Source organism: Bacillus sp. FSL R5-0523, from assembly GCF_037975295.1.
Taxonomy (GTDB): Bacteria; Bacillota; Bacilli; order Bacillales; family Bacillaceae; genus Bacillus; species Bacillus subtilis.
Genome location: NZ_CP150251.1, coordinates 1496644 through 1523189, shown reverse-complemented (window position 1 = coordinate 1523189; position 26546 = coordinate 1496644). Strand labels below are relative to the sequence as shown.

The following is a 26546-nucleotide window of genomic DNA, read 5'->3' as shown; positions in this document are numbered from 1 at the left end:
TTTGCCAAAACCTTTTATGTAGGATAGTTACACTCTGCTTTGAACTGTATTATTTCGAAGTTGTAAAAAACTAATACAACACCGCTTAACATGGATTAGTTTACACCAAATAAAGAAGAACCGTCAATCGTTTTCATCGCTGATTTTCAATAAATGTATTCGCTTTACATTTTCAACAAAAAAACAGATGCCAACCGCACCCAAAACTGTACTAGTATACCTTACTATGCTGTACTACAATAGAAATGAAAATTTTGAACGAAATCCGAATCGCATTTCATTCAAAAAAAGAGCTGATCGAGTCAGCTCTTTTTCACACGATAGCCTGCAGCATCATATAAATCTTCCCGGGCTTTATTATATTTTTCGGTTTGTTCATTAAATTCTCCGCTATATTTAAGGATCTTTTCATAAGAAGCATTGACTTTATCGATCTGCTGATCCAGATCATCTCTTGTCAAATCTTTGTCTTTCAGCTGCATATACAGTTTTTTATTAAGCTCAAGCGCTTTTTTATACTCTTTATACATGGTGCCATATGATGTATATCTTTTCTCCATATGGTTTGCTGCGGCATCGGCCTTTTCTTTTATGTCTTTTTCCTTAATATGTTCCGCTGACGTTTTTGCTTCCTCAAATTCCGTTTCCGATTTTTTCATGCTTTCATTTTCAAGCTTTAGGTGTTCTTCGCGCTTGCTGACATTTTCAAGCGCCTCATCAGATAAAGCAACAATTTTTTTATAATCATCCATATTGAGCTTCATAACACTATCGTAAAGCTGATTTTCTTTGGCCTCTAATTCTTTGAGTGTTTTTTGTTCTTCTTGAAACGGCTTTTCCGATTCCGCGGCTTTTTCTAATGAATGATGAAGTGAATCAACCGGGTCCTGTCCCATGCATCCTGTTAATATCAGTGCCATGGCACAAAAAGCTCCGATCTTCATTCCAGGCCGCCGTTTTATTGCGTCTTTCACGTTAAATCCCCCAATCTTGACAATTTCTACTATAGAATCCATGGGGACATTTGGCAATAGCCGTGCTGTATTAATGCAATACTGAAATTAAATCAAAAAAGTGAAAAATCAGGACAGATGACCATACAACTTTTTTGTTTTTACATAGGTTATATTAGACGCTATGCCTACTTATAAAGGCTCTGGCGTAATTAAAAGAGGAGGTTATGTAATATGTATGGATATGGTTACGGCGGAGGCTGCTGCAGTTATGGTGGTTACGGATATGGTGGCTACGGATATGGCTACGGTCGCACCTTTGCGCTAATCGTTGTTTTATTCATTCTGTTAATCATTGTCGGAGCTGCTTATTTAGGCGGAGGCTGTTGCTAACCACACAGCATGAAATTGACCAGCCATATACGGCTGGTCATTCGTTTCGTTGCACCTTTGTGAAGAAATCCGATATAATTTACATATTAAGCTTTAGGAGTGAAGTTTCTTGATTACTATGGAAAACATCGTACGTGACGGCCATCCAGCCCTTAGAGAGACTGCCGAACCTGTTGAGCTGCCTCCAACTGATGCAGAAAAACAGCAGCTGGCCGACATGATCGAATTTGTTAAAAACAGCCAAAATCCGGAATTAGCCGAAAAATACAAGCTGCGCCCTGGCGTAGGGCTCGCAGCTCCTCAAATTAATATCAAAAAACGAATGATCGCCGTTCATGCGGAAGATGCTTCCGGTAAATTATACAGCTATGCTCTGTTTAATCCTAAGATCGTGAGCCATTCAGTTGAAAAAAGCTACTTAACAAGCGGCGAGGGCTGCCTCTCTGTAGATGAAGCGATTCCCGGTTATGTTCCCCGCTATGCTCGCATCAGAGTAAAAGGAACAACACTAGAAGGCGAAAATATTGATATTCGTTTAAAAGGATTTCCGGCTATTGTGTTTCAGCATGAGATCGATCATTTGAACGGCGTTATGTTCTATGATCATATTGATAAGGAAAATCCTTTCAAAGAACCTGAAAATGCAATCGCAATTGAGCGCTAAAAGAAAAAACGGCTGGCACAATGCCAGCCGTTTCTTTATTTTAAAAGGCCCAATTCTTTGACAGCGTATGCAATTCCATCCTCGTCCACCGGCTTTGTTACAAAGTCCGCGATTTCTTTCAGTTCGGGAACAGCATTTCCCATAGCAACGCCTGTCCCTACATATTCAATCATTTGCAGATCATTTAATCCGTCGCCGAAAGCATATGTATCGCCGATATCAAACGGAAGACGCTCAATCACTTTTTTGATTCCTTCTGCCTTCGAACCTCCGTGCGGCAGAACATCAGTCGATAGCTCATGCCAGCGAACTAGATCAAACTCAGGAAAAGCGGCATAAGCTTTTTCTTCTTCATCCTCACAAAATAAAAGAAGCTGAAAAATTTCTTTTCCTTCATAAAAAAGGTCATCGGTCTCTGGGTAATCGGTTTTAAGGCTGCCGATTCCCTCGAGTACATGAGGGTGATCCGCAACAGTCGCTTTCATCGTGTCCTCGGCCAAAAACACAACAGGATGCTTGCCTTCATCCGCCTGCTTTAATAATCGTCTGATTGCATCTTCAGGCAGCGGATTTTTATAAATCACTTGATTTTCAAAGACAACAAACTGTCCATTGTAGGAAATAAATGAGTGGATGCCCAGCTCCTCCAAAATCGGCTTAACCAAAAATGGAGACCGACCGCTGGCAATAAACACATGATGCCCTTGGCGCTGCAGCTCCGCCACGGTTTTTCTCGTACTTTCCGGTATATTCTTATCATGATCATATATTGTGCCGTCAATATCAAAAAAGATTAATTTTGAATCCATCGCAACTTCCCCTTTATCGTCTTGGTCTGCAATTCCCACCCTCATCATACAAAAAGATTGTCATTCAGCAAACTATTTCGTTCAAAAATCATATTAAATTCCATTAATAACCACGAAAAGTCTTCCTCAATCTCCGTATACTATTTGTATAAAAGAACTCTGGGACAAATATTTTAATAAAGGAGGAACTGGCTAATGCTGCGTAAATTAAGAAAAAAACTCAGAAGACAATGGAACGGAATGCTCCGCAAGAAAGCAATTGCCTGACAAGGGATCTTTCACTTTTTGAGAGATCCTTATTTTGCTCAAGGCTTTCCTTATATTCCGTTTTCGAATATAATAGAATGAGCGAGTCTAACATACGGCATTTAAGGAGAGATTTGGAATGATTTATAAGGTATTTTATCAAGAGAAGGCTGACGAAGTACCTGTTCGGGAAAAGACAGATTCACTTTATATTGAAGGCGTATCTGAGCGTGACGTCAGAACAAAGCTGAAAGAAAAGAAATTTAATATTGAGTTTATTACACCTGTTGATGGTGCATTCTTAGAATATGAACAACAGAGCGAAAATTTTAAAGTATTGGAGTTATGAGCGGTATGAAATTTGTAAAAAATGATCAGACTGCTGTTTTCGCCCTCGGAGGTTTGGGCGAAATCGGTAAAAATACGTACGCGGTGCAATTCCAGGATGAAATTGTACTGATTGATGCGGGGATCAAGTTTCCCGAGGACGAACTGCTCGGAATTGACTACGTCATCCCTGATTATACGTATTTAGTCAAAAACGAAGATAAAATTAAAGGGCTTTTTATCACCCACGGGCACGAAGACCACATCGGCGGTATTCCATACCTGCTCAGACAAGTGAATATTCCTGTATACGGCGGAAAACTCGCGATCGGCTTACTTCGGAATAAACTTGAAGAGCATGGATTATTAAGACAGACAAAACTGAACATTATCGGTGAGGATGATATTGTAAAGTTCCGCAAAACGGCTGTGTCATTCTTCAGAACAACACACAGTATTCCGGATTCCTACGGCATTGTTGTAAAAACGCCGCCCGGAAACATCGTACATACTGGGGATTTTAAATTCGACTTTACTCCAGTCGGCGAGCCGGCAAACTTAACGAAAATGGCCGAAATCGGTAAAGAAGGCGTTTTGTGCCTTCTTTCAGACAGCACAAACAGTGAAAATCCGGAGTTTACCATGTCTGAGCGCCGTGTAGGAGAAAGCATTCATGACATTTTCCGCAAGGTGGACGGCCGAATTATCTTCGCTACATTTGCGTCGAATATTCACCGCTTGCAGCAGGTAATTGAAGCTGCTGTACAAAATGGAAGAAAAGTTGCCGTATTTGGACGCAGTATGGAATCGGCTATCGAAATTGGACAGACACTCGGTTATATTAACTGTCCTAAAAATACGTTTATTGAGCATAACGAAATCAATCGTATGCCTGCTAATAAAGTAACAATTTTATGTACAGGAAGCCAAGGGGAACCAATGGCGGCGTTATCAAGAATTGCAAACGGGACACACCGCCAAATTTCAATCAATCCTGGGGATACAGTCGTATTTTCTTCATCCCCTATCCCAGGCAACACAATCAGCGTGAGTCGAACAATCAACCAGCTGTATCGTGCGGGTGCTGAGGTTATTCACGGCCCTCTTAACGATATCCATACATCCGGTCACGGCGGACAGGAAGAACAGAAGCTGATGCTTCGTTTAATCAAGCCTAAATTCTTCATGCCGATTCACGGTGAGTACAGAATGCAAAAGATGCATGTCAAGCTTGCAACAGATTGTGGCATCCCAGAGGAAAACTGCTTTATCATGGATAATGGTGAAGTATTAGCGCTTAAAGGCGATGAGGCTTCAGTTGCAGGAAAAATCCCGTCCGGTTCAGTGTACATTGACGGAAGCGGTATCGGTGATATTGGCAATATCGTACTTCGTGATCGCAGAATTCTCTCTGAAGAAGGACTTGTCATCGTTGTTGTCAGCATTGACATGGACGACTTCAAGATTTCAGCGGGTCCTGATTTGATTTCCAGAGGATTTGTGTACATGAGAGAATCTGGTGACTTGATCAACGACGCTCAAGAGCTCATTTCAAATCACTTACAAAAAGTAATGGAACGAAAAACGACTCAATGGTCTGAAATCAAAAACGAGATTACAGACACGCTTGCACCTTTCTTGTACGAAAAAACAAAGCGCCGTCCAATGATCCTGCCGATCATTATGGAGGTTTAAAAAAAGAGGCACTCCCTTAGGGAGTGCCTCTTTTTATTGCAGTGATATGTGTTGAAATGATTTTACATCGAATAAGCCCGTTGTCGTCATTTTAATATCAGGAATGACAGGCAACGCTAAAAACGACAATGTCAAAAATGGATTAAATCCGCCTGTGAAACCGATTAACGGCAATTTATCATGCAGCGTCAGCAAGCTTTGATTCACTTGTTCTGCAGATTGGTCGGATAATAACCCTGCAATCGGCAGCGGTACTGAATGGAGCTCTTCCCCATTTTTTATAATCGTTAATCCTCCGCCAATTTCCTGCAGCTTATTAACTGCCGCCGCGATATCCTCATCATTCGTTCCGACGGCAATAATATTATGGGAGTCGTGTGAAATGGTTGTGGCAATCGCTCCGCTCTTGAATCCAAAACCTTTCACAACACCAAGTCCGGTTTCTTTTAATCCTTTATGCCGCTCAACAACTGCTATCTTTAACAAATCAAGCCCAGTGTCTGGCTCAAATTCGCGGGCATCAGGAGCCGGAACTTGTACTAATCGTGTTTCAAGCTGATTTGGTATGATTTGAATGACATTGATTTGCTGCTCTGAATCGATTGGCATATGAAAATCCTGTTTGTTAAGAGGAGCAGCAAGCTTAACAGAATCAAGCAGTGCCTGATCTGGTGCTGCAGTTGAAGCATGATCCTGATAGACCGCTTTGCTGTCTTCAGCAACAGTCTGCCCTTTTACCATCGTCATTGTGACAGTGACATTTTCCAGATCAGATACAAAGAGCAAATCAGCGTCAAAACCCGGGGCAATCGCTCCCTTTGTATCTAATCCGTAGCATTCGGCCGCATTGAGGCTTCCTAATTGATAGGCTAAAAACGGATCAAGTCCAGCTTGAATCGCCATTTTTACCTGATGGTTTACACTTCCCTCTGACAATAAATCATCCACATGCTTATCATCCGTACAAAAAAAGAACCGGCGTGCGTTCTTTTCATTCACCGCCGGCAGCACATTGAGCGTGTTTTTGGCGACTGATCCTTCACGCATCATGACATACATGCCCCTTCTGATTCGATCAAGGGCTTCTTCCTTCGATGTTACTTCATGGTCGTTTAAGACAAAGGCGGTTCTGTAAATGTTAATGAGGTCTGTTGATAAACCAGCTAAATGACCGTCTATCCTTTTTCCTGCCACACGGGCATCGAGCAGTTTCTGAACCATGTCTTCTTCAGCCTGCTGAACCGACACATAATCCATAACTTCAGCCAGCCCTAATACTTCTTCTTCTTCATAAAAAGGCTTGAGATCGGCAGCTTTGAGAATTGCGCCTGATCGCTCAAAACTTGCGGCAGGCACACTGGAAGGAAGCATAAAATGGATATTCAGCGGTGTATGCCGAGCTTGTTCAATCATAAACACAATCCCTTTTTCACCAGACACATTTGCGATCTCATGCGGATCTGTAACAACCGTCGTCACGCCATGAGGCAACACTGCTTTAGCGAACTCAATCGGTGTAACCATTGATGACTCAATATGTACATGTCCATCAATAAAACCCGGAACAATCATTTGTCCCTCTGCATCAATAATATTTTCGCCTTCATACTCACCGAGGCCTACAATAACTCCATCTGTAATCGCAATATCTTCATATATCCATTCTTGATTATATACGTCCATGATTTTTCCGTTCCTAATGACGATATCAGCTTTTTGTCTTTTGGCTGAAGCATTCAGCCTATTGACTAGCGCTTCTTTATTCAAATAGGCCCCTCCTCTTTTTTATTATATGGTACAATATGCTATCGGAACGCCTGTGCTTAGTCAATGAAATTTTAAGAAATTGGCGCTCAGTTCATTAAAGTTGTTATATTCTGATAATATGAAAAACCGCCCTTTGAGGACGGCTTATTTGACTGCTATTTAGTATGAAGAACTCTTTTTTCAAAACGGGAGATGTCTGTAACTGATCCAATAACAATGAGTATATCTTCTTGGTGGATGACTTCGGTTGCAAGCGGTGATACGATGACTTCCTTGCCCCTTTTTATGGCTACGATATTAATACCGTATTTTGCGCGAATATCTAAATCGAGAAGTGTATTTCCAGCCAGGCGGCTGTTAGCTACGATTTCAACAAGACTATGCTCTTCAGACAGCTCCAAATAGTCAAGTACATTGTTGGATACGATATTATGCGCAATTCGTTTTGCCATATCGCGTTCCGGGTGGACGATGTGATCCGCGCCAATTTTAGACAGCACTTTTTCGTGATAATCGTTCTGCGCTTTAACTGTAATTGTATGGACGCCAAGTTCTTTCAGAATGAGTGTCGTTAAAATACTCGCTTGAATATTTTCCCCGATTGCTACAATAACGTGGTCAAAATTTCGCAGGCCTAAATTTTTCAGGACAGATTCGTCTGTCGAATCACCGATAACTGCGTGAGATGCAATCTTGGCATACTCGTTGACTTTATCTTCATCGATATCCATTGCCATAACCTCGACGCCTTCTTCGCTTAATGCTTTGCAAATACTGCCACCAAAACGGCCCAGCCCAATTACCGCAAATTCTTTTTTCATCGTGGTGCTCCTTTATATGACATAATATTGATCAAATTTTATCATATTCTTTTGTTACAGTGTTATCCTTTTGGCAGCGAATTCATATGCCGCTTGAGCTTTTCAGTAAACTCAGGCGACAAATACAGCTCCGCTCCGCGTTCGATTTCAATCTGATAGTGCTGAGGCGGGGCAATTTCCGCTTCTTTTTGGAGGACGAGAAAGGTTAAGCAGTCTTTGTAGTGCCTTCCGCCAGCTTCAACGTCTACAAATGCCGGCCGATACGTAAGAGATTCGACGCCCTCCCTTTTATATAGATAGGAGAGAGCAGAATAAGGGATACGGTATAAAACGCCTTCTGTTGTTCCTCCGTCTTCCAACATGTCCGCTCTTGAACCGTCTTCCCTTTTTAGCGTGAAGCGGGTTGTGTATCCTTTTAAAACAGCTCTTCCTTCTGGATCTTGAAAATAGTGATCGACTCCCGCTTTTTGAAAGCGGGCATGATCCATGCATGATCCATAGGCAAAATAATAAATGGGATTTTTCGATTTGCTGATCATCTGATGTTCTTTCCAGTCGCCGCTGCTTATTTTCGTAAAACCGGCACACCCTTCTTTGTTCATAAAATAAACAAGCGCATTTTTAATCCCGACATCCGTTTCTACAAACACCGTTTGTTTATGATATCCTTGAAAAAATTGATCGAGCTTATGTATACACAATTCATCTGCTTCATATACTTCGCCGTATATATAGCCTTCACCATTTAAAACAGCTGTGGGCCCCTCTTTTGCAGCAAACAAACTTCCCTTTGTTCTCGCCTGCTCATTGATACATGCCGATTGTGCCAGCAAATGATGGTTTTTTTCATGCTTTCTTAATGTCCCGTATACAAACAGAAGCGAGTTCACTTTATTTTTCTCCTCTCAGCTGTCTGATTTTAAAGGCAAAACCACTTGAAAGACGCTGCCTTTTCCAGCTTCACTTTCGATTTTCAATTCCCCGTCATGTTCCTTCAGGATTCTCAAACAAATGGGAAGTCCCAGTCCAGTGCCCTTTTCTTTTGTTGAATAAAAAGGTTTGCCAATCTGCTTCAGCTTTTCCTGCGGCATGCCGTTTCCTTCATCCTTTACGCTTATCACTGCATGAGAGGCGGTTTTAGCAGTTGAAATGGTTACGACACCGCCCTTTGGCATTGCCTCAATTCCGTTTTTAATGATGTTGATAAAGACCTGCTTCAGCTGATTTTCGTCTCCATTAATCATACAGCCATCTGTCTCTTTGAAATTTTTCTCTATGACGATATTGGACAGAATTGCATTGGTATCAAGCAATGTCGTGACTTGTTTCAAGATCTCATTAAGCTGGTGTGTTTTAAATGTGATTGCCTGCGGTTTTGCAAGCAGCAGCAGCTCGCTGAGCACTAAATCGATTCTTTTAATCTCTGAAAAGATGATGTCAAAATAGTCTTTTCTGTCCGGATATTGTGTTTTCATAATCTGGAGGAAACCGCTGACAGATGTTAAAGGGTTTCTGACCTCATGAGCAATACCTGCGGCAAGTTCACTTGTGATTGATAGTTTCTGGGATTCCCTCGCCAGCCGTTCATTAATCTCAATGAGCTCATCTTCAGCCTCTTTCCGCTCAGTGATATCTGACATTGTACCCAGGCTGCCTGTAAATTGGTCATTCCGGTCATAGTAAAGTTTATAATGAACTTCTCCCCAAAAAATCGTGCCGTTTTTTGTCACGTATTTTGCCGTAAACATGCCAGAAGACGCTTTGTTTTGGATTTGGGTGTTAATGTGGTCGGCTACGTGCTTTTCTTTTATGAAGTAATCGTTATACATTGTTCCCATACATTCACTGATTGAAAAGCCGGTTATTGATGCCCACGCTTGGTTTAAATATGTAATTTCGCCTTTTGCATTCGTTTGAAATACGATTTCCTGCAAATTATCCATGATGCGGTTTTTTTCTTCAGAAAGCTGTTTATACTTCCATTCGTTATCCTTCATTTTCTTAACCAGCTGCTGTTTCTCATCAATATAATAAGCCAGCATCCAGACACTTACCAGCGTGACTGCAGTATACACAATATCAACAGGCCAATTAATCGGGTTTTTGCCTATAAAATAAAATAAATAATCCCAAAACATTATAAAAATCATTGCCAAAATGATGGAAATGATACGAGCTTGATATTTTCTCATATGACCACCTGCCGCTTGTGTTTCTCTACTTATTGTACCATTCTTCGACAAATAATTGAGTAAAATATGTAAAGTATCCCAAATCATTCATTACCAAATATCTTGATGTCATATCTTAGGCGGCGGTAATCAAAAATTGGCACGCAAAAAAGGCGGAGGTGATATCACTCCGCCTTTTTTAGCATAATTTTATTCTTTTAAAGCGGCTTGAATTTCTTCGAGAAGCAGCTGTGCACCCTCAGGGCTTAGCGTAATTTTACCGTTGCCGTATTCTTTATTTTCTGAAGTGATTTCTCCAGTCATTAAACAAACGCCATGAGGTTTGTACTTTTTCAAGATAATTTTATCTCCGTCAACAAAAAACTCAATGCTGTCTTTTATGGCAATATCCAATGCCCGTCTCAACTCAATCGGCATGACAATGCGGCCTAATTCATCTACTTTTCTCACAACACCTATTGATTTCATAAAAACCCTTCTTCCTTTAAATGTTTCTTTTCTCATGTAATGTTTTAAGGATGTACCTCAATATATCGTAGACGAATGAAACTTTGAAAAAGTTTCCCGCTTTCTATAAGAATTACAAGATATTTTTTCCATAAAACCGAAAAATGTATTACTTCTGTTACACAGTTCCTTGATTTTTTACAAAAACATTTCTTTACCGACGCACACCCCCAAAAATCGCAGTATTTCTGAGAAACTTTAAATGTAGAATCATATTAAATTAGGATAGAGATTGGGTGAAAACATGTTTCAATCAACTGAAATCGGGATTGACTTAGGAACAGCTAATATACTTGTTTACAGCAAAAATAAAGGGATTATCCTAAATGAACCATCTGTTGTCGCAGTGGATACGACGACAAAAGCAGTGCTTGCAATCGGAGCTGATGCGAAAAACATGATCGGTAAAACACCGGGAAAAATTGTCGCTGTCAGACCGATGAAAGATGGCGTGATCGCAGACTATGATATGACAACTGATCTGCTAAAGCACATTATGAAAAAAGCCGCAAAAAGCATCGGCATGTCGTTCAGAAAACCGAACGTAGTCGTTTGCACACCTTCAGGCTCAACAGCAGTAGAACGCCGCGCCATCAGTGATGCGGTGAAAAATTGCGGCGCGAAAAACGTTCATTTAATCGAAGAGCCAGTTGCAGCCGCCATCGGAGCGGATTTACCGGTTGATGAGCCGGTTGCCAATGTGGTAGTAGATATCGGCGGAGGGACGACAGAGGTCGCTATTATTTCCTTCGGTGGCGTTGTTTCCTGCCATTCTATCAGGATCGGCGGAGACCAGCTTGATGAGGATATCGTTTCTTTCGTCCGTAAAAAATACAATTTGCTAATCGGCGAACGCACAGCTGAGCAGGTAAAAATGGAAATTGGCCATGCCCTGATTGAACATATACCAGAGGCAATGGAAATTCGGGGACGTGACCTCGTGACAGGTCTTCCAAAAACCATTATGCTTCAATCCAACGAAATTCAAGATGCAATGCGTGAATCCCTCCTGCATATTCTTGAAGCCATCAGAGCGACACTTGAGGACTGTCCGCCTGAATTGAGCGGAGATATTGTTGATCGCGGCGTTATTTTAACAGGCGGCGGCGCGCTCCTTAATGGAATTAAAGAATGGCTCACAGAAGAGATTGTCGTGCCTGTACACGTGGCGCAAAACCCGCTTGAATCTGTGGCAATCGGCACAGGTCGTTCTTTAGAAGTGATTGATAAGCTGCAAAAGGCAATTAAATAGTCTTTCCCCGCAAAATTCTCACACGCGGCAAATTTCTTGCTTCTTTTTTCCTCACTTCCTTCATATTGTGGGAAATGGAGAAACGTTAAGGAGGAAACAGATGCTAAGAGATTTAGGAAGAAGAGTAGCGATCGCAGCCATTTTAAGCGGAATTATTCTTGGAGGCATGAGCATTTCTTTGGCAAATATGCCTCATTCGCCTGCAGGCGGCACTGTAAAACTGAATCATCCATAATATTGAAAAACCCAAGACGTGTCGTTTTGGGTTTTTCACTTTGGGCTCCTTCTTTCCTTTATAGGATCATATTTGATATGATGAGAAAAAAGCTTGGAGGAATGATTCATGGATTCATTTTCACAGAAATTAAATACATATGCACAGCTGGCGGTAGAAGTCGGCGTTAATGTCCAAAAAGGCCAGTATGTAGTCGTAAATGCTTCAACAGACGTTCGGGATTTTGTCCGTTTAATTGTAAAACACGCATATGAAAAGGGCGCAAAAAACGTCACCGTGAATTGGCAGGATGACGAAGTCGCCAAATTAAAATACGAACTTGCGCCGTTTGAAGCATTTGAAGAATATCCTGAATGGGAAGCAAAAGGCAGAGAAGAGCTTGCCAAAAATGGAGCTGCTTTCATTTCTGTTGTGTCGTCAAACCCAGACTTGCTAAAAGGTATAGATTCCAAACGGATTGCGGCATTCCAAAAAGCAGCAGGCAAAGCATTACATACATACAGACAATATATTCAATCAGACAAAGTCAGCTGGACTGTCGTAGGTGCGGCATCAGCAGGCTGGGCTCACAAGGTGTTTCCTGGCAAATCAGAGGAGGAAGCGATCCACCTTCTGTGGGAAGAAATTTTTAAAGCGACGCGCGTAAATGAAGACAACCCGGTTCAGGCGTGGATCAATCATGACCAAAATCTTCATGAAAAAGTTGACCATTTGAACGAAAGACATTACGCTGCCTTACATTATCAAGCTGAAGGAACTGATTTAACAATTAAGCTGCCTAGGAAGCATGTTTGGGCAGGTGCGGGAAGCGTGAATGAAAGCGGCCATGAATTTATGGCCAATATGCCGACAGAAGAAGTGTTCACGCTGCCGCAAAAAGACGGGGTTGACGGAGTGGTATCAAGCACAAAACCATTAAGCTACGGCGGAAATATTATTGAAAATTTCACCCTGACGTTTGAAAATGGTCGTATAGTCGACATTAAAGCTGAAAAAGGTGAGGATATTTTAAAAGAACTGGTGGAAACAGATGAAGGTTCTCACTATTTAGGTGAAGTGGCACTTGTTCCTTACAATTCGCCTATATCACAATCAAACATTCTTTTCTATAACACGCTGTTTGATGAAAACGCGTCAAATCATTTGGCGATCGGAAGCGCCTATGCCTTTAATATTGAAGGCGGAAAGCAGATGTCTCGTGAAGAGCTTGTCAAAGAAGGCCTAAATGAAAGCATTACACACGTGGACTTTATGATTGGTTCTAAGGATATGAATATTGACGGAATTACGGCAGACGGGAAAAGAGAGCCTATCTTCAGAAACGGAAATTGGGCTTTTTAAGTAAATAAAAGGAGGCTTTTCCGCCTCCTTTTTTATTTTTCTGCTTCATACATTTGCAGATTCGCATAAACTGTTTCTAATACTGGTGCAGCGAGAGATAAACGTTTAGCTTTTTCAAGCAAAAATCCATGCAGGTGGTCGCCTTCTGTCGTTTGGCCGTTTTCCATATCCCGAAGCATGGAGGACTTCATATGGTAAGACATGCTGGTCATCGTACGAAAGCTCTCTTCCTCAAGATCCGGATCAGCCGGAACACCTTCTTTTCGTAAAACAGCGCAAATTTCCCCAATAAGAGTTTGGGCCGTGTGACGTCCGGCTTCTGTGGCGAGGATTGGGCCAAGCGGTCGTTGAAATAACGTTGTGATCCCCGCTTGCGCTGCAATAAAGAGATACTTTTTCCAAATGTCCTTCTCGATATGCCCGCTAATGATGACTTCAGCCTTCACACCTGAAAATGCCTCTTCAAGCGCTCTTATCCGCTCCGTACGCTCGCCGTTCCATTCTCCAAATACAAAACGATGCGATGCGCTCGTATGATGAATTTCTCCTTTGTTGTCTAAAGCACTTTCTATAAAACACAGGCCGCCCAGCACCTGTTCTTTTGAAAATGCCGCAAACAGCTGCTCGTAGTGGCGGTACCCGTTTAAGAAAGGGATAATGACAGATTCGCGATTGATAAACGGTTTGACATCGTTTATCACTTGACCAAGTGAATATGCTTTAGAAGCGATGATAACGACATCAAACTGCCCTGTTTCTCCAGCACTGATTAATGCGGGCTGAAATGATACATTCCCCTTTTCACTATGAATGGCAAGCCCGGTTTCTTTTAACTGCTCAGCTCTCTTTTGGCGTACGAGAAATGTCACATCATTGCCTTTCTCTGCAAGCCGTCCGCCAATATACCCGCCTACTCCTCCTGCTCCGACAACTAAAAATTTCATGTCGTGTCCCCTTTCATATCTATGTAGCAAAAAAAGCAGAGAAATCTCTGCTTTTTTTATTCCGCATATAGTTCAGTCAATTTTTTCTGCACATCAGCATTTTCAAGGAACTCGTCATAGCTCATTTGCTTATCGACGATGCCGTTAGGTGTAATTTCTATAATTCTGTTGGCAATGGTCTGCACAAACTGATGGTCATGGGAAGTAAACAGCATAGCGCCTTTAAAGCTGATTAAGCCGTTATTGAGCGCTGTAATGGATTCTAGGTCTAAATGGTTGGTCGGCTCATCCAAAATTAAAATATTGGCGCCAGAAAGCATCGCTTTCGACAGCATACAGCGGACCTTTTCTCCCCCGGAGAGTACGTTTGCTTTTTTGTGGACTTCCTCTCCAGAGAACAGCATGCGTCCTAAGAAACCGCGTAAAAAGCTCTCACTTTGGTCGTGCGGAGAATATTGGCGAAGCCAGTCTACAAGGTTCAGATCACTGCCTTCGAAATATTCGCTGTTGTCTTTTGGAAAATACGCTTGAGATGTGGTAACACCCCATTTAAACGTTCCGCTGTCAGCTTCCATTTCCCCGGAAATGATTTTAAACAGCGTAGTAACAGCAAGTTCATTTCGGCCAGTGAAAGCAATTTTATCTTCTCGATTCATAATAAAGCTGACATTGTCAAGCACCTTTACGCCATCGATTGTTTTTGTTAAGCCTTCCACGCGAAGAACATCATTTCCGATTTCCCGTTCCGGCGTGAAGTTAACATAAGGATAGCGGCGGGAAGACGGTTTAATATCATCCAGCGTGATTTTTTCGAGAAGTTTCTTTCTTGATGTAGCCTGCTTAGATTTAGACGCATTGGCGCTGAATCTAGCGACAAACTCTTGAAGCTGTTTAATCTGCTCTTCTTTTTTCTTGTTCGCTTCTTGAGAAAGCTTTAACGCCAGCTGGCTTGACTCGTACCAGAAATCATAGTTTCCGACATAGATTTGAATTTTGTTAAAATCAAGGTCGGCAATGTGCGTACATACTTTATTTAAGAAGTGACGGTCATGGGACACGACAATAACTGTGTTTTCAAAGTTAATCAGAAACTCTTCAAGCCACTGGATTGCCTGAAGGTCCAAGTGGTTCGTCGGCTCATCGAGCAGCAGAACATCCGGCTTGCCAAATAATGCCTGTGCCAAGAGAACTTTTACCTTCTCCGAACCGCCGAGGTCTGCCATCTTTTTTGTGTGCAGATCTTCTGAGATACCAAGGCCTTTTAACAGGATCGCAGCTTCACTTTCCGCTTCCCAACCGTTCAGTTCTGCAAATTCACCTTCTAGCTCAGCAGCACGAATCCCATCCTCATCTGAGAAATCAGGCTTCATGTAAATAGCGTCTTTCTCCTGCATGACTTCATACAGGCGTTTGTGGCCCATAATGACCACTTTCAGCACTTCATACTCTTCGTACTCAAAATGGTTCTGCTTCAAGACGGCAAGACGCTCGCCAGGACTCATATGCACGTCGCCTGTCTGAGGCTCGATTTCGCCTGACAGCACCTTTAGAAACGTTGATTTACCGGCACCGTTTGCACCAATTAACCCATAGCAGTTGCCTGGGGTAAATTTAATATTAACATCTTCAAATAACTTGCGATCCGCAAACCGCAAGCTTACATTATTTACAGCAATCATTTATTATCCTCCATCATGTCTATCATCAATAAAAGTATACCATGAATGCAGGGCAAGAGAAATGATTCCCTGATAAAACAGAGAGAAAACACTTATACACCCAAACCAGCCAGCTGTGTTACAATTAAAGAGAGAGAATGCATCCGCCCTGGAAAATTACACACTCTCATGGAGGAACACGTTGAGGCTTTTAACACTTACTGAATATTGCTTACTGATCTTTTTTACGGGCTTTTACCTTGCCGTAACAGGCTTTACCGCCAAAGATATCGGCTTATATATAGGCATAGCCCTTATTTACATATTTTCGCACATTTTTTCTAAACGGCTTTTAGAAAAGCGCGGAAAAGAGAACAAACAGGTTCACCTTTTCTTCAGTGTGCTAGCTATTATCGGTTCAGTGTTCATCACGGTTTTATGCATTGCATTGGTCGCTTCTTTTTCAAAATAAAAACGCCTGCTGTCCTAGGCCAGCAAGGCGTTTTTATTTTGTTTGACGCATTTCGTTAAACGGGAAAAAGACAAACTTCGATGTGCCGACAATTCGATCTTCCGCGATCAGTCCCAGCCCGTTTCGGCTGTCCATAGAATTCAGCCGGTTATCTCCCATGACAAAGTATTTGCCTTTCGGAACCTTAACCGGTCCAAAGTCTCCTGTCAGACTGACACCAAGTTTTTCTGCTTCCTTCTTGTTTTTAGACAAGTAAGGCTCGGCTACTTTTTTACCGTTTATATAAAGCGTGTCATCCTTCATTTGAACGGTTTCTCCAGGCTTTCCGATCAATCTTTTTACATAATGGATTTTAGAAGTTTCACCGTTGATAATAACGATATCTTCGCGCTTCAGCTCGCCGATATAGTTGACTGTTTTATTCACAAACAGCCTTTCTCCGTCATGTAATGTGGGATACATAGATGAACCTTCAACTAAATACGGTTCAAACAAAAAGTGACGGATCAGGAGAGCCAGCAGAACAGCGATGACAATCGCTTTACCCCATTCCAGGTACGTATTGGTTTTTTTCTTCGCCGTTTTCTCAGTATTCGTATTTTTTTCCTCGGTCAAAGTGTTTCCTCCTAGACAATTGCTATGTCAGTTGTTTCTCTTCTTTTACTTTATCATAAAAAAGAATAAAATACATAACTTAACCGCGCTCCCTGCCGGCCGGATAAGAAAAAGCGTCCTTTCGAACCAAGGACGCTTTTTTTCTTATTTTTCTGTAACAGGTTTTTTGACGATACCGAGGATAATTGCCATCACGACAGCACCGATCACGATACTTAAAAGGTAAAGCATCGGATGGTTTGTAATGAAAGCTACGAATACTCCTCCATGAGGCGCCGGAAGCGTTACTCGGAAGAATTCAGTTAATCCGCCGGCAACAGCTGCACCGACTACAGCAGCTGGTATGACGCGAAGCGGATCAGCCGCAGCAAATGGGATCGCTCCCTCTGTTACGAAAGCAGCTCCCATGAAATAGCATGTAATACCAGCTTCACGGTCACGCTGAGTGAATTTGTTTCTGAAAATGGTTGTTGCAAGTGCGATACCAAGCGGAGGAACCATACCGCCGGCCATGATTGCTGCATGAGGCGCATAGTTGCCTGCATCGATCATGGCGATACCGAACGTAAAGGCTGCTTTATTAAGCGGGCCACCCATATCGATCGCCATCATGCCGCCCAAGATAATACCCATTAACACAAGATTTCCAGTACCAAGGCTTTCAAGCCAGTTTGTTAAGAAATTCATAAATGCCGCTACAGGTGTATTGACGACAAATTGCATTAATACGCCAGTGATAAAAATACCGAACAGCGGGTAAATCAAAACAGGTTTTAATCCATCAAGTGACTGAGGGATAAACGTAAATACTTTTTTCAGTAAAATCACGACATAACCGGCAAGGAACCCGGCAATTAAGCCGCCTAAGAATCCAGCATTCGCTTGAGTAGCCATAAATCCTCCGACCATACCAGGCGCAAAACCAGGACGATCTGCAATACTCATCGCAATGAAACCGGCCAGAACTGCAACAATCAGTTTTAATGCATTGTCGCCGCCGATAAAGTTTAATGCTGCTGCAAACGTGTTGTAGCTAGGATCATTCGGATCAGCAGAGTGAATTCCCCAGAAGAATGAAATCGCAACGAGAATACCGCCGCCGACTACGAACGGAAGCATGTTGCTGACACCGCTCATCAGGTGCTTATAAAACGCGTTTCCGATACCGCTTCCAGACTTGCCTTTCGCTTCTTCATCATCGTTTGAAGCTGCCGAACCGCCGCCGCTGCCTTGATAAATCGGCGCATCTTGATTCATCGCTTTTTCGATAAGCTCTTGCGGACGTCTGATACCCGCCGTTACAGGAACTTGAAGTACGCGCTTGCCTTTAAAACGTTCCATTTCAACCTGCTTGTCCGCTGCGACAATGATTGCAGGTGCATCTTCGATTTCTTGGGCCGTGAGCTTGTGCTTAATGCCGCTTGACCCATTTGTTTCGACCTTAATTTCCACTCCAAGCTCTTTCGCTTTTTCTTTAAGGGCATCCGCAGCCATGAATGTATGGGCAATACCTGTCGGACATGCAGTAACCGCTAAAATTTTTCCTTTTCCGGCAGGTGCTGGTGCCGCTTCTTCTTCTTCCTCTTCGTCATCATCTTTATCGTGCTGATTAATAATGTCGATGATGGCATCTTCAGACTCAGCTTCAAGGAGCTGCTTACGGATTTCTTCACGCATTAACAGCGTTGAAAGTCTTGACAATGCTTCAAGGTGAGTGTTGTTTGCGCCTTCAGTCGCCGCGATCATGAACACTAAGTGAGCCGGCTGGCCGTCTAATGAATCATAATCGACGCCGTCTTTTGAACGTCCGAACGCGATCGCCGGGTTGATAACGCTTGCCGTTTTCGCATGGGGGATAGCGATTCCTTCACCGATACCCGTGGAGCTTTGGCTTTCGCGATTTAAAATGGCTTCTTTATAGGCTTGTCGGTCATTTAACTTTCCAGCCTTATCAAGAACAGTGACCATTTCGTCAATAACATTTTCTTTTTCTTTGCTCTCAATATTAAGCTTTATCGTATGCTTCGTTAAAAGCTCAGTTATTTTCACTTGTGTTTCCTCCTCTATAGACGTGTGACCTTAACTTCAGGAAGAAGCTGCTGGACAAATTCTTCTGTTCCAAGTTCTTCAGAGAACGCGGTAGCACTGCCTGAAGTAACTCCTAAGCGGAATGCTTCTTCAAGCGGCAGCTGTTTGGAAATTCCGGCAAGGAAACCTGCAACAACGGAATCCCCTGCTCCGACTGAGTTTACCAATTTCCCCTTTGGCACGTTAGCAAAATAAACAGCTTCGTTCGTAAACAGAAGCGCTCCGTCTCCGGCCATTGATACGATTACATGTTCAGCGCCTTGTTCTACAAGCTTTTTCCCATAAGGAACAGCTTCCTCAACAGATGTAATGGTCGTGCCGAACATTTCTCCAAGCTCATGATGATTTGGCTTCATCAAAAATGGTTTCATTTCTGTTGCTTTCAAAAGAGCCTCGCCTGAGATATCCAGAACAACTCGTGCGTTCTGCTGTTTGCAGGCCTCTGCGATTTTTTCATAAGTATCGTGAGGGAGTGAAGATGGAATGCTTCCTGCAAGAACGACGATATCTCCCTCTTGCAAAGATTGGAACTGTTCTAAAAAGGCTTTGAAATCTTCATCCGAAATTGTCGGTCCCTGCCCGTTAATTTCAGTTTCATCACCAGTTTTCAGCTTTACATTGATACGGGTATCCCCTTTTACTTCAGAAAAAGCTGTTTCCAGGTTTTCTTCCCGTAAAAATGTTTTGATATATTCTCCGGTAAATCCGCCGACGAATCCGAGCGCTTTAGACGCCACATGGTGTCTTTTCAGCAGTCTCGATACGTTGATGCCTTTGCCCCCTGGATACTTGGTATCATACGAAGAACGGTTCAGGCCTCCTACAGTAAAATCTTCAACGTGAACAATATAATCGACAGATGGATTAAGTGTTACAGTGTAAATCATGGTTTCACTACCTTTACGACAGTTTTTTCTTGGTAATTATCGAATGTAAGCTCTTCAGCGTCAGTCGTAATGATTGTTGCGTCGCCTATTCCGGCGAATGCCGAAAATGAAATTTCTCCGAACTTCGAAGGGTCTGCTAAGACGTAAGCGTGTTTTGCCTGTTTGATCGCTTTCTGTTTTAAAAGGGCCTCATCAGGGTCCGGCGTTGTAAATCCAGCCTCTGTATGGACACCGTTTGTCCCCAGAAAACTCTTGTCAAATCTGTACTGGTCCATGGCAATCAATGAAGCGCCTCCAATAATCGCGCCCGTTCTGTGCTTTACGTATCCTCCAAGCAGATAAAAAGAAATTTCTTTCCTTATTAATGCATCGATATGCATTACCCCGTTTGTGACAACGACAATATCTTTGGTTTTATCCATAAAATCAATCATGTGCAATGTCGTCGTGCCTGCATCAAGGTAAATGCAATCCCCTTCTTCTAAAAGAGAAGCTGCTTTTTCAGCAATCTTCAATTTATCGTGAAGGTTTTTGGATGATTTTTCTAGCATATCGGGTTCAAGTCTGATATCGGAAAGCTTGGCCGCTCCACCATGAACGCGCTTTAAAAAACCGCGTTCTTCAAGGGTCGATAAATCTCTTCTGATTGTTGATTCAGAAGCATTAGTCAGATTTATAAGCTCTTGAATCTTTACCACATCATGCTTTTCTATTTGATCAATAATCAATTGATGCCGTTCAGGAGTTAGCATGCTTCACCTCCTAATGAAAACGTATTCATTTTGAATACAATTTCATTGTAAACGCTATTTTCGGTTTAGGCAACTAAAATCATTCAAATTCATTCAATAACTATCAAAATCTTTCACGTTTCTCCATATTAACGTATGTCTATAGGGTTTGTAAACTGTAAATTCGACAAAAATAAGGACAATTGTACGACATTTTCTTCTTATTTTAATGAAAAAAGTCTTTTATATTCATAGTAGAAATCACTAAACATAAAAAAACCTCATGCATGTTGCATGAGGCTACTCATAACGCAGCGCTTCAATGGGATCAAGCTTTGCAGCTTTATTTGCAGGAAGCATGCCGAAAATAACACCAATGAGCATACTGAACAGCACGCCCCCGCATACAACCTGCCAGGATATGAGTGACGGCCAGCCCGCAATGGCTGAAACAAGCGAGGCCCCTCCGTATCCAATACCAATCCCGACCAGACCGCCAATCAGCGTTAATACGACTGACTCAATTAAAAACTGAGTCAGAATCTGTCCCCTCGTCGCACCGAGGGATTTTCTTATTCCAATTTCCCGTGTCCGTTCTGTGACTGATACGAGCATGATATTCATGACACCGATTCCGCCGACCAAAAGGGAAATACCTGCAATTGAGCCGATAATCGTCGTCATAATTGCAGTTACTTTGCCAATTCCGGCCGCAATCTCTTCCATGTTCATCACTTGATACGAATCCTCTGTGCCATGATTGTCATTTACCAGCTGTGCCGCTTCTTTTCCAGCCGATTTTATGTCGTCTGCTGATTCGACCTGCAATGATACGTTACTGAAATCACTTGTGCCAAAAGAGGATTTCATCATATTAAATGGCACATACATTTCACTTAAACCGAAAGAAAGCAAGCCTGTTTCTTTTTTCAGCACGCCGATAATTTCAACGGGCTGTCCGTTTATCCAGACAACTTCACCTAAAGGGGAGGTTTTATCGAACAGTTCTTCAGCCATCTTTTGAGAGATGATTCCGGCTCTATTCCCCGCGAGAAAGTCATTGTCGGTAAATGTTCTGCCGCTTTCGATTTCTAAAGAATTGACATTCATGTATCCATCATTTATTCCGTTAACCGTAGCATCGGTTTCTTCTTCGTGATAACGCGCTTTCATACTTTCAGAAGTCGAAGCAACGACTTGTTTAATGCCTTCTATCCCTTTTAAACCTTTAATATCGTTTTCTGTAAACGTAGATTCAGCTGCGGCGTTCGGGTTGCTTGCAAGCTCCTCGTCGCTAGGCATATAGTACAGCTCCACAGTATTTCCCGGGCCGCTGATCGACTGCTTCAGCATTTGCTCGCCGCCCTGTCCTACCGCAACGACAACAATGACAGAGCCTACACCAATGATAATGCCGAGCATCGTTAAGATCGAACGCATTTTATGGGCAAGGACAGAGCTTAGAGCCATTCTGATGTTTTCCAACAGGCTCATTCTCCCACACTCCTTTGTCCGGAGCTGGCAGGAACAATGTTTCCGTCACGCACCATGACGATCCGATTCGTGCAATCTGCTACTTCAGGCTCGTGAGTAACCAGAACGATTGTCGTTCCCTCGGCATTTAATGCTGTAAACTGATCCATAATCGCCTCGCTTGTTTTCGTATCCAGCGCGCCGGTCGGTTCATCAGCTAAAATCAATTTCGGCTCATTCACGATCGCCCTCGCAATCGCCACCCGCTGCTTCTGCCCGCCCGACAGCTCGTTGGGCATGTGGAGCATTCGATCGGCTAACCCGACCTTTTCCAATGCTCTCTCAGCCCGCTCTTGACGTTCCTTTTTGCCTATCCCGGAATAAATCATCGGCAGCTCGACATTTTTTTTTGCGTTCAGCCGCGGAAGAAGCTGAAATTGCTGAAATACAAAACCGATGGACCGGTTACGGACTGCCGCCAGTTCTTTATCTTTATATGAAGAAATGTCTTCGCCGTCCAATTGATATGTACCGGAAGTCGGCCGATCAAGACAGCCGATAATATTCATGATCGTCGATTTTCCTGATCCTGACGGCCCCATAATCGAGACATATTCACCTTGATGAATGTCCAAATCAATAGAATGGAGAACATCAAACGTTTCCTTTCCGATCTGGTAGCTTTTTCGCACATTAGAAAGCTGAATCATTTAGGATTTCACTTCCATTCCGTCAGTCACCTGATCAGATGGATTCAAAATGACTTGATCATCTTGGGAAAGCCCCTCTTTAATTTCTGTCAGGTCATCTGTCACTTCGCCGATTTTGACATCAACTCGCTTTGCTTTTCCGTCTTTTACTGTATACACATAATATTGGTCATCTTCTTTTTTGACTGCCTTTGAAGGAAGCGTATTTGCTTTCCGTTTATCTGTTTCAATATTCATGATAAATTTAAAGCCTGGCTTTCCTTCTGGAAGATTTCCTTTTATTTTCACTTGAAGCGGGTATTGGACCGCCTGTTCTGTTCCTTGTGCCGCAGCGCTCTCCTGCTGATCCGGAACAAGCCCGACTGCGGAAACCGTGCCTTTCCATGTTTTACCCTGTATTACATCTGAAGTGAGTGTGACCTTCTGGCCTTTTTTGACTTTCAATGTATCGTATTCAGACAATTTCCCTGAGACGACAAGGTCTTTTGGGTTGCCGATATGTATGACAGGCTCTTGAATATCTGACTTTTTGGATGCCGCTTCTTGGTTGACAGAAATAACGGTGCCTTCAATTTCGCTTTTCACTTCAAGATCTGATACCCGGTTGGCAAGTGACTGTCGCTGAAGCTCGGTTTGTTTTAATTCGATCTCCGCTGTTTTTTTCTGCATTTGAAGCTCTGTCCGTTCAGATTCGATTTGTTTTTCTGCTTCTTTCTTTCCTACCTGTTTTTCCAATTCTCTTTCTTTGCTGTCTAAGGCTTTTAACTTTTCTTGAATTTGGTCAATTTGAAGCCGGTTGGATTCAGATGTTAACTGGTTCTGTTCTTTTTCCAGGCTCAGCTGCTCATTTGTATAGGTGACTAAAGGCGTGCCCTTTTTAACTTTATCGCCTTCCTTAACTTTAATGTCTTCTAATGTCCCTTTATCCGCTTCATAAAAGACATACTGTTCATTTGAAAATTTTAGCGTGCCAGGAACCATAACCGTTGATGAGATTTCATTTTCTTCAACGCTCCCCGTCTGTATCTCCTTGCCGGCGCTGCCGCTTGTCGGAGCGGCAGACCGGTATATATTGATTCCAACAAAAAGAGCGACTATAACTGCGATTCCAATTCCGATCCAGACTTTTTTCATGAGCTTATGCACCCGCCACAGAATTGATTAAACCTGAAAAAAGCGAAAATACAACTAAAATTCCGAATAGAATGATTGCTGAAATCCACCCGGCTTTTTTGGAGATGCCTCCCGTTTTGTGAAGTCCGATTGCTAATAATACAAAGCTCCAGATGCTGAAAATTTCAAAGGTATTTAACACGCTGGCAAGAGCCCCGTCAGATGGGATAATCCCTGCCAGTGACGTCGTGCTGTAAAGAGGATTCACGTCAGTCGTAAAAGCAACGATTCCATTAACCAATAATCCGAGACTGCTAATTAAAGAGACAAACAGACCGAGAGAAAGCATTTTTTTATATGTCGTAACTCCGCCTGATATTTTTACACAGAGCCAATAAATAAGAGGGGCAATAAATAATGCTGCGATACCGCCGATAATAGCGCCTGCCATTCCGCCAAATTTGGTTATTGTTGCGACAGTTTCCATTTGTTCAGCAGATAGCCCTTGCGTATCCTGGCTTTTCAAAAGCTCACTATAATCCGTACCGAGTGATTGCAGCACGGCACCGACGATGATAATTGCTGCAACAATCAAAAGCGGTCCCCATACTGCCGGCCTTTCTCTTATTCTTTCAAATTGTACGGACGGACTTGTGATTACTCCGAAAAGTGAAGGCTTTTCAGTCGCCGTTCCGCTGTTTTTTTCTACATTCGTTTCCATTTCAAAACCTCCTTGAGAATATCTAACAAATAGTACGGGAAGGATATCAAAAAGTTTCATGTTTTTCTAATAAATTTCCAAAAACCTTCAATATTGAAGGCCTTTCATATTATTCTATCGCTGTGCTGTATTGCGCTTTCACAAGCCCGGCATAAATGCCTCCTTTAGCGAGCAGCTGATCATGGTTCCCTTCTTCTATTTTCCTGCCGTGATCAAGAACAATGATACGGTCGGCGTCGCGGATCGTAGACAATCTGTGAGCGATCATCACTGCTGTACGCCCTTTCAGAAGCGTTTTTAACGCTTGCTGAATTTTTACTTCTGTCTCTGTATCAATGCTTGCCGTTGCTTCGTCAAGGATGATAATAGCCGGATCGGCGAGCAATGCTCTTGCAAAGGAAATGAGCTGACGCTGACCGGCAGACAGTACGCTGCCCCTTTCCTCTACCTCTGTTGCGTACCCTTCCGCTAAATCGGAAATAAACTCATCCGCTCCGACCGCTTGGGACGCTTTCATCACCTCTTCATCCGAAGCATTTGGCCTTCCAAAACGAATATTTTCCATGATGGTCCCAGAGAAAATAAATGTATCTTGCAGGACAATGCTAATTTGAGAGCGCAGACTGGCAAGGGAAAGATCCTTAATCGGTATACCGTCTATTTTAATGGTGCCTCCGGTCGCATCATAAAAACGGCTGATTAAATTCGCAATCGTCGTCTTCCCGCTCCCTGTATGCCCGACAAGCGCAAGCGTCGAGCCCGCCGGAATAGAGAAGGAAACGGCGTGAAGGGCTTTTCGTTTTTCATCATACGAAAATTCAACCTTTTCAAAACTGATCTCCCCATTTATCTTTTCATTATGAATGGCATTCGGCTTCTCCTTGACATTTGGCTGTTCGTCCAGAAACTCAAAAATCCGTTCTGATGATGCCATCCCCATTAATAGCTGATTATAGACCTGACCCAGTCTCGAAATAGGTTCCCAAAACATTCCCAGATAGAAAGCAAAAGAAACGAATACGCCAATCGTGATGGTTTCATTCATGATGAGTGTGGCTCCATACCAAATCAAGACAGCCGTCCCAATCGCATTCGTCATTTCTACAAGCGGACGGAACATGGCATTTTTTCTAGTTGCTTCCCGCCATGATTCGTAGTTCTCCTGATTGACACCGTCAAAATACGCCATGTTTTCTTCTTCCTGCGTAAATGCCTGTGTGACCCGGATGCCCTGAATGCTTTCGTTTAGATGAGAGTTGAGCTTCGATTGCTTTAGCCGTACCGTTTGCCAGGATCGGCGTATTTTTTTTCTGAGACTTGTTGAAATAAAAAACATAATCGGCAATGTCACCATGATGGCTATAGTCAGCTCAGGGCTCAGCGTAAACAAAATGATAATCACGCCGGCCAGAAGCAGCAAGTCGGTCAACAAATTGATGACTCCGCTTGTAAAGAGCTCCTGAAGAGAGTTAATATCATTCATGATCCTGACTAAGATCGATCCCGCCGACCGCTGATCAAAAAATCGATGGGATAAGCGCTGCACATGGGTAAATAAATGCTGTCGCAAATCGTAAATGACATGCTGGCCAAGCTGATTCATCCACCTGATTCTTAACACATTGGCGGCGTAATTGAGGACATATAAACCGCTAATAATAAAAATGAGCTGAATCAGCAGCTCCGAGTTTCTCCCTGTAATCGCTTGATCAAGAACATAAACGCCGATCAGAATGGGGATCACAAGCTTCACAGCAGTGCCAATCAATACGGTGAGAAAAGAAAGCGGCAAAATTGTTTTTCGATATGGTTTGACATAGCTCAGCAGCCGCCACATTTGAGCCCAGTTAAACGGCTTTTCAATGATTTCATCTGAAGAGTAATAGAAACGCTCTAAAATCCCCTGTTTTTTCGTTTGTTTCATTTGGCCCC

General features: G+C 42.7%; 26 protein-coding genes. 8 read left to right on the top strand and 18 right to left on the bottom strand.

Annotated features, from left to right (window positions below):
- Positions 1 to 302: 302 nt before the first annotated feature.
- Entirely contained in the window at positions 303 to 974 is a 672-nt protein-coding gene (locus NYE53_RS07930) for a YkyA family protein (RefSeq protein WP_339248077.1), read from the bottom strand.
- 213 nt (positions 975 to 1187) lie between these two features.
- Here NYE53_RS07930 and NYE53_RS07925 point away from each other — a divergent pair, with 213 nt between their 5' ends.
- The gene (locus tag NYE53_RS07925) at positions 1188 to 1346 is read left to right on the top strand and encodes a YjcZ family sporulation protein (protein ID WP_014476697.1); all 159 of its coding nucleotides are present in this window, start codon (positions 1188 to 1190) and stop codon (positions 1344 to 1346) included.
- A gap of 109 nt (positions 1347 to 1455) precedes the next feature.
- On the top strand, positions 1456 to 2010 hold the full coding sequence (def, locus tag NYE53_RS07920; protein ID WP_003245474.1) for a peptide deformylase: 555 nt from the start codon (positions 1456 to 1458) through the stop codon (positions 2008 to 2010).
- A gap of 35 nt (positions 2011 to 2045) precedes the next feature.
- On the opposite strand, the gene NYE53_RS07915 is transcribed toward def, so the two are convergent.
- Positions 2046 to 2819: a Cof-type HAD-IIB family hydrolase gene (locus tag NYE53_RS07915; protein WP_339248074.1), complete on the bottom strand. Its 774-nt coding sequence runs from the start codon at positions 2817 to 2819 to the stop codon at positions 2046 to 2048.
- A 385-nt stretch (positions 2820 to 3204) separates the two neighbouring features.
- On the opposite strand from NYE53_RS07915, the gene rnpZA reads away from it, so the two are divergent.
- Together rnpZA and rnjA are read left to right on the top strand one after the other, a co-directional pair.
- On the top strand, positions 3205 to 3414 hold the full coding sequence (gene rnpZA, locus NYE53_RS07910) for an RNA polymerase subunit omega 1 (RefSeq protein ID WP_003222303.1): 210 nt from the start codon (positions 3205 to 3207) through the stop codon (positions 3412 to 3414).
- A 5-nt stretch (positions 3415 to 3419) separates the two neighbouring features.
- On the top strand, positions 3420 to 5087 hold the full coding sequence (gene rnjA, locus NYE53_RS07905) for a ribonuclease J1 (RefSeq protein WP_003245660.1): 1668 nt from the start codon (positions 3420 to 3422) through the stop codon (positions 5085 to 5087).
- Between the two features lie 33 nt (positions 5088 to 5120).
- Here rnjA and ade read toward each other — a convergent pair whose 3' ends face one another.
- From ade to abhA, 5 genes are all read right to left on the bottom strand, one after another.
- Positions 5121 to 6854, bottom strand: a complete 1734-nt coding sequence (gene ade / locus NYE53_RS07900; protein WP_339248071.1) for an adenine deaminase — start codon at positions 6852 to 6854, stop codon at positions 5121 to 5123.
- Between the two features lie 155 nt (positions 6855 to 7009).
- Positions 7010 to 7675 (bottom strand): Ktr system potassium transporter KtrC, encoded by a 666-nt coding sequence (gene ktrC / locus NYE53_RS07895; RefSeq protein ID WP_003222311.1) that lies wholly within the window; start codon positions 7673 to 7675, stop codon positions 7010 to 7012.
- 62 nt (positions 7676 to 7737) lie between these two features.
- A complete protein-coding gene (locus NYE53_RS07890; RefSeq protein WP_339248068.1) occupies positions 7738 to 8565 on the bottom strand; it encodes a gamma-glutamylcyclotransferase in 828 nt (275 codons plus the stop codon).
- A gap of 15 nt (positions 8566 to 8580) precedes the next feature.
- Positions 8581 to 9867 (bottom strand): two-component sensor histidine kinase KinC, encoded by a 1287-nt coding sequence (gene kinC, locus NYE53_RS07885; protein ID WP_123373521.1) that lies wholly within the window; start codon positions 9865 to 9867, stop codon positions 8581 to 8583.
- Positions 9868 to 10056: 189 nt separating this feature from the next.
- On the bottom strand, positions 10057 to 10335 hold the full coding sequence (gene abhA / locus NYE53_RS07880) for a transcriptional regulator AbhA (RefSeq protein WP_003244728.1): 279 nt from the start codon (positions 10333 to 10335) through the stop codon (positions 10057 to 10059).
- Between the two features lie 283 nt (positions 10336 to 10618).
- Here abhA and mreBH point away from each other — a divergent pair, with 283 nt between their 5' ends.
- The 3 genes from mreBH (at position 10619) to NYE53_RS07865 (ending at position 13202) form a co-directional block, all read left to right on the top strand.
- Positions 10619 to 11626, top strand: a complete 1008-nt coding sequence (gene mreBH / locus NYE53_RS07875; protein WP_003245743.1) for a cell shape-determining protein MreBH — start codon at positions 10619 to 10621, stop codon at positions 11624 to 11626.
- Between the two features lie 100 nt (positions 11627 to 11726).
- Positions 11727 to 11861 carry a protein YkpC gene (locus tag NYE53_RS07870; protein ID WP_003238865.1) on the top strand — a complete coding sequence of 45 codons (135 nt, stop codon included), beginning with the start codon at positions 11727 to 11729 and terminating at the stop codon, positions 11859 to 11861.
- 108 nt (positions 11862 to 11969) lie between these two features.
- Entirely contained in the window at positions 11970 to 13202 is a 1233-nt protein-coding gene (locus tag NYE53_RS07865; protein ID WP_339248065.1) for an aminopeptidase, read from the top strand.
- A gap of 32 nt (positions 13203 to 13234) precedes the next feature.
- Here NYE53_RS07865 and NYE53_RS07860 read toward each other — a convergent pair whose 3' ends face one another.
- On the bottom strand, positions 13235 to 14146 hold the full coding sequence (locus NYE53_RS07860) for a ketopantoate reductase family protein (protein WP_339248062.1): 912 nt from the start codon (positions 14144 to 14146) through the stop codon (positions 13235 to 13237).
- 56 nt (positions 14147 to 14202) lie between these two features.
- Positions 14203 to 15825, bottom strand: a complete 1623-nt coding sequence (locus NYE53_RS07855) for an ATP-binding cassette domain-containing protein (RefSeq protein ID WP_003232344.1) — start codon at positions 15823 to 15825, stop codon at positions 14203 to 14205.
- Positions 15826 to 16006: 181 nt separating this feature from the next.
- Here NYE53_RS07855 and NYE53_RS07850 point away from each other — a divergent pair, with 181 nt between their 5' ends.
- Positions 16007 to 16276 (top strand): hypothetical protein, encoded by a 270-nt coding sequence (locus tag NYE53_RS07850; protein ID WP_003232345.1) that lies wholly within the window; start codon positions 16007 to 16009, stop codon positions 16274 to 16276.
- A 33-nt stretch (positions 16277 to 16309) separates the two neighbouring features.
- Here the strand turns inward: NYE53_RS07850 and lepB are convergent, their stop codons facing one another.
- The 9 genes from lepB to NYE53_RS07805 all read right to left on the bottom strand — a co-directional run bounded on the left by lepB (position 16310) and on the right by NYE53_RS07805 (position 26538).
- Positions 16310 to 16891 (bottom strand): signal peptidase I, encoded by a 582-nt coding sequence (gene lepB, locus NYE53_RS07845; RefSeq protein ID WP_339248060.1) that lies wholly within the window; start codon positions 16889 to 16891, stop codon positions 16310 to 16312.
- 144 nt (positions 16892 to 17035) lie between these two features.
- Positions 17036 to 18940 (bottom strand): fructose-specific PTS transporter subunit EIIC, encoded by a 1905-nt coding sequence (locus NYE53_RS07840; RefSeq protein ID WP_339248058.1) that lies wholly within the window; start codon positions 18938 to 18940, stop codon positions 17036 to 17038.
- 14 nt (positions 18941 to 18954) lie between these two features.
- Positions 18955 to 19866, bottom strand: a complete 912-nt coding sequence (pfkB, locus tag NYE53_RS07835; protein ID WP_032725621.1) for a 1-phosphofructokinase — start codon at positions 19864 to 19866, stop codon at positions 18955 to 18957.
- Positions 19863 to 20618, bottom strand: a complete 756-nt coding sequence (locus tag NYE53_RS07830) for a DeoR/GlpR family DNA-binding transcription regulator (RefSeq protein WP_014476685.1) — start codon at positions 20616 to 20618, stop codon at positions 19863 to 19865. The genes pfkB and NYE53_RS07830 overlap by 4 nt, the downstream gene beginning before the upstream one ends.
- A gap of 279 nt (positions 20619 to 20897) precedes the next feature.
- Positions 20898 to 22091 carry a sporulation-delaying-protein transporter subunit SkiZ gene (gene skiZ / locus NYE53_RS07825; RefSeq protein WP_251187067.1) on the bottom strand — a complete coding sequence of 398 codons (1194 nt, stop codon included), beginning with the start codon at positions 22089 to 22091 and terminating at the stop codon, positions 20898 to 20900.
- Positions 22088 to 22780 (bottom strand): ABC transporter ATP-binding protein YknY, encoded by a 693-nt coding sequence (gene yknY, locus NYE53_RS07820; protein WP_003232356.1) that lies wholly within the window; start codon positions 22778 to 22780, stop codon positions 22088 to 22090. Before yknY ends, skiZ begins: the two co-directional genes overlap by 4 nt.
- Positions 22781 to 23914, bottom strand: coding sequence for an efflux RND transporter periplasmic adaptor subunit (locus tag NYE53_RS07815; protein WP_015715815.1), 1134 nt, complete (start codon positions 23912 to 23914; stop codon positions 22781 to 22783). It lies immediately after the preceding gene.
- Positions 23915 to 23918: 4 nt separating this feature from the next.
- The gene (yknW, locus tag NYE53_RS07810) at positions 23919 to 24614 is read right to left on the bottom strand and encodes a toxin SDP protection protein YknW (RefSeq protein WP_014479677.1); all 696 of its coding nucleotides are present in this window, start codon (positions 24612 to 24614) and stop codon (positions 23919 to 23921) included.
- Positions 24615 to 24723: 109 nt separating this feature from the next.
- Positions 24724 to 26538, bottom strand: coding sequence for an ABC transporter ATP-binding protein (locus NYE53_RS07805; protein WP_133954349.1), 1815 nt, complete (start codon positions 26536 to 26538; stop codon positions 24724 to 24726).
- Between the last annotated feature and the right edge of the window lie 8 nt (positions 26539 to 26546).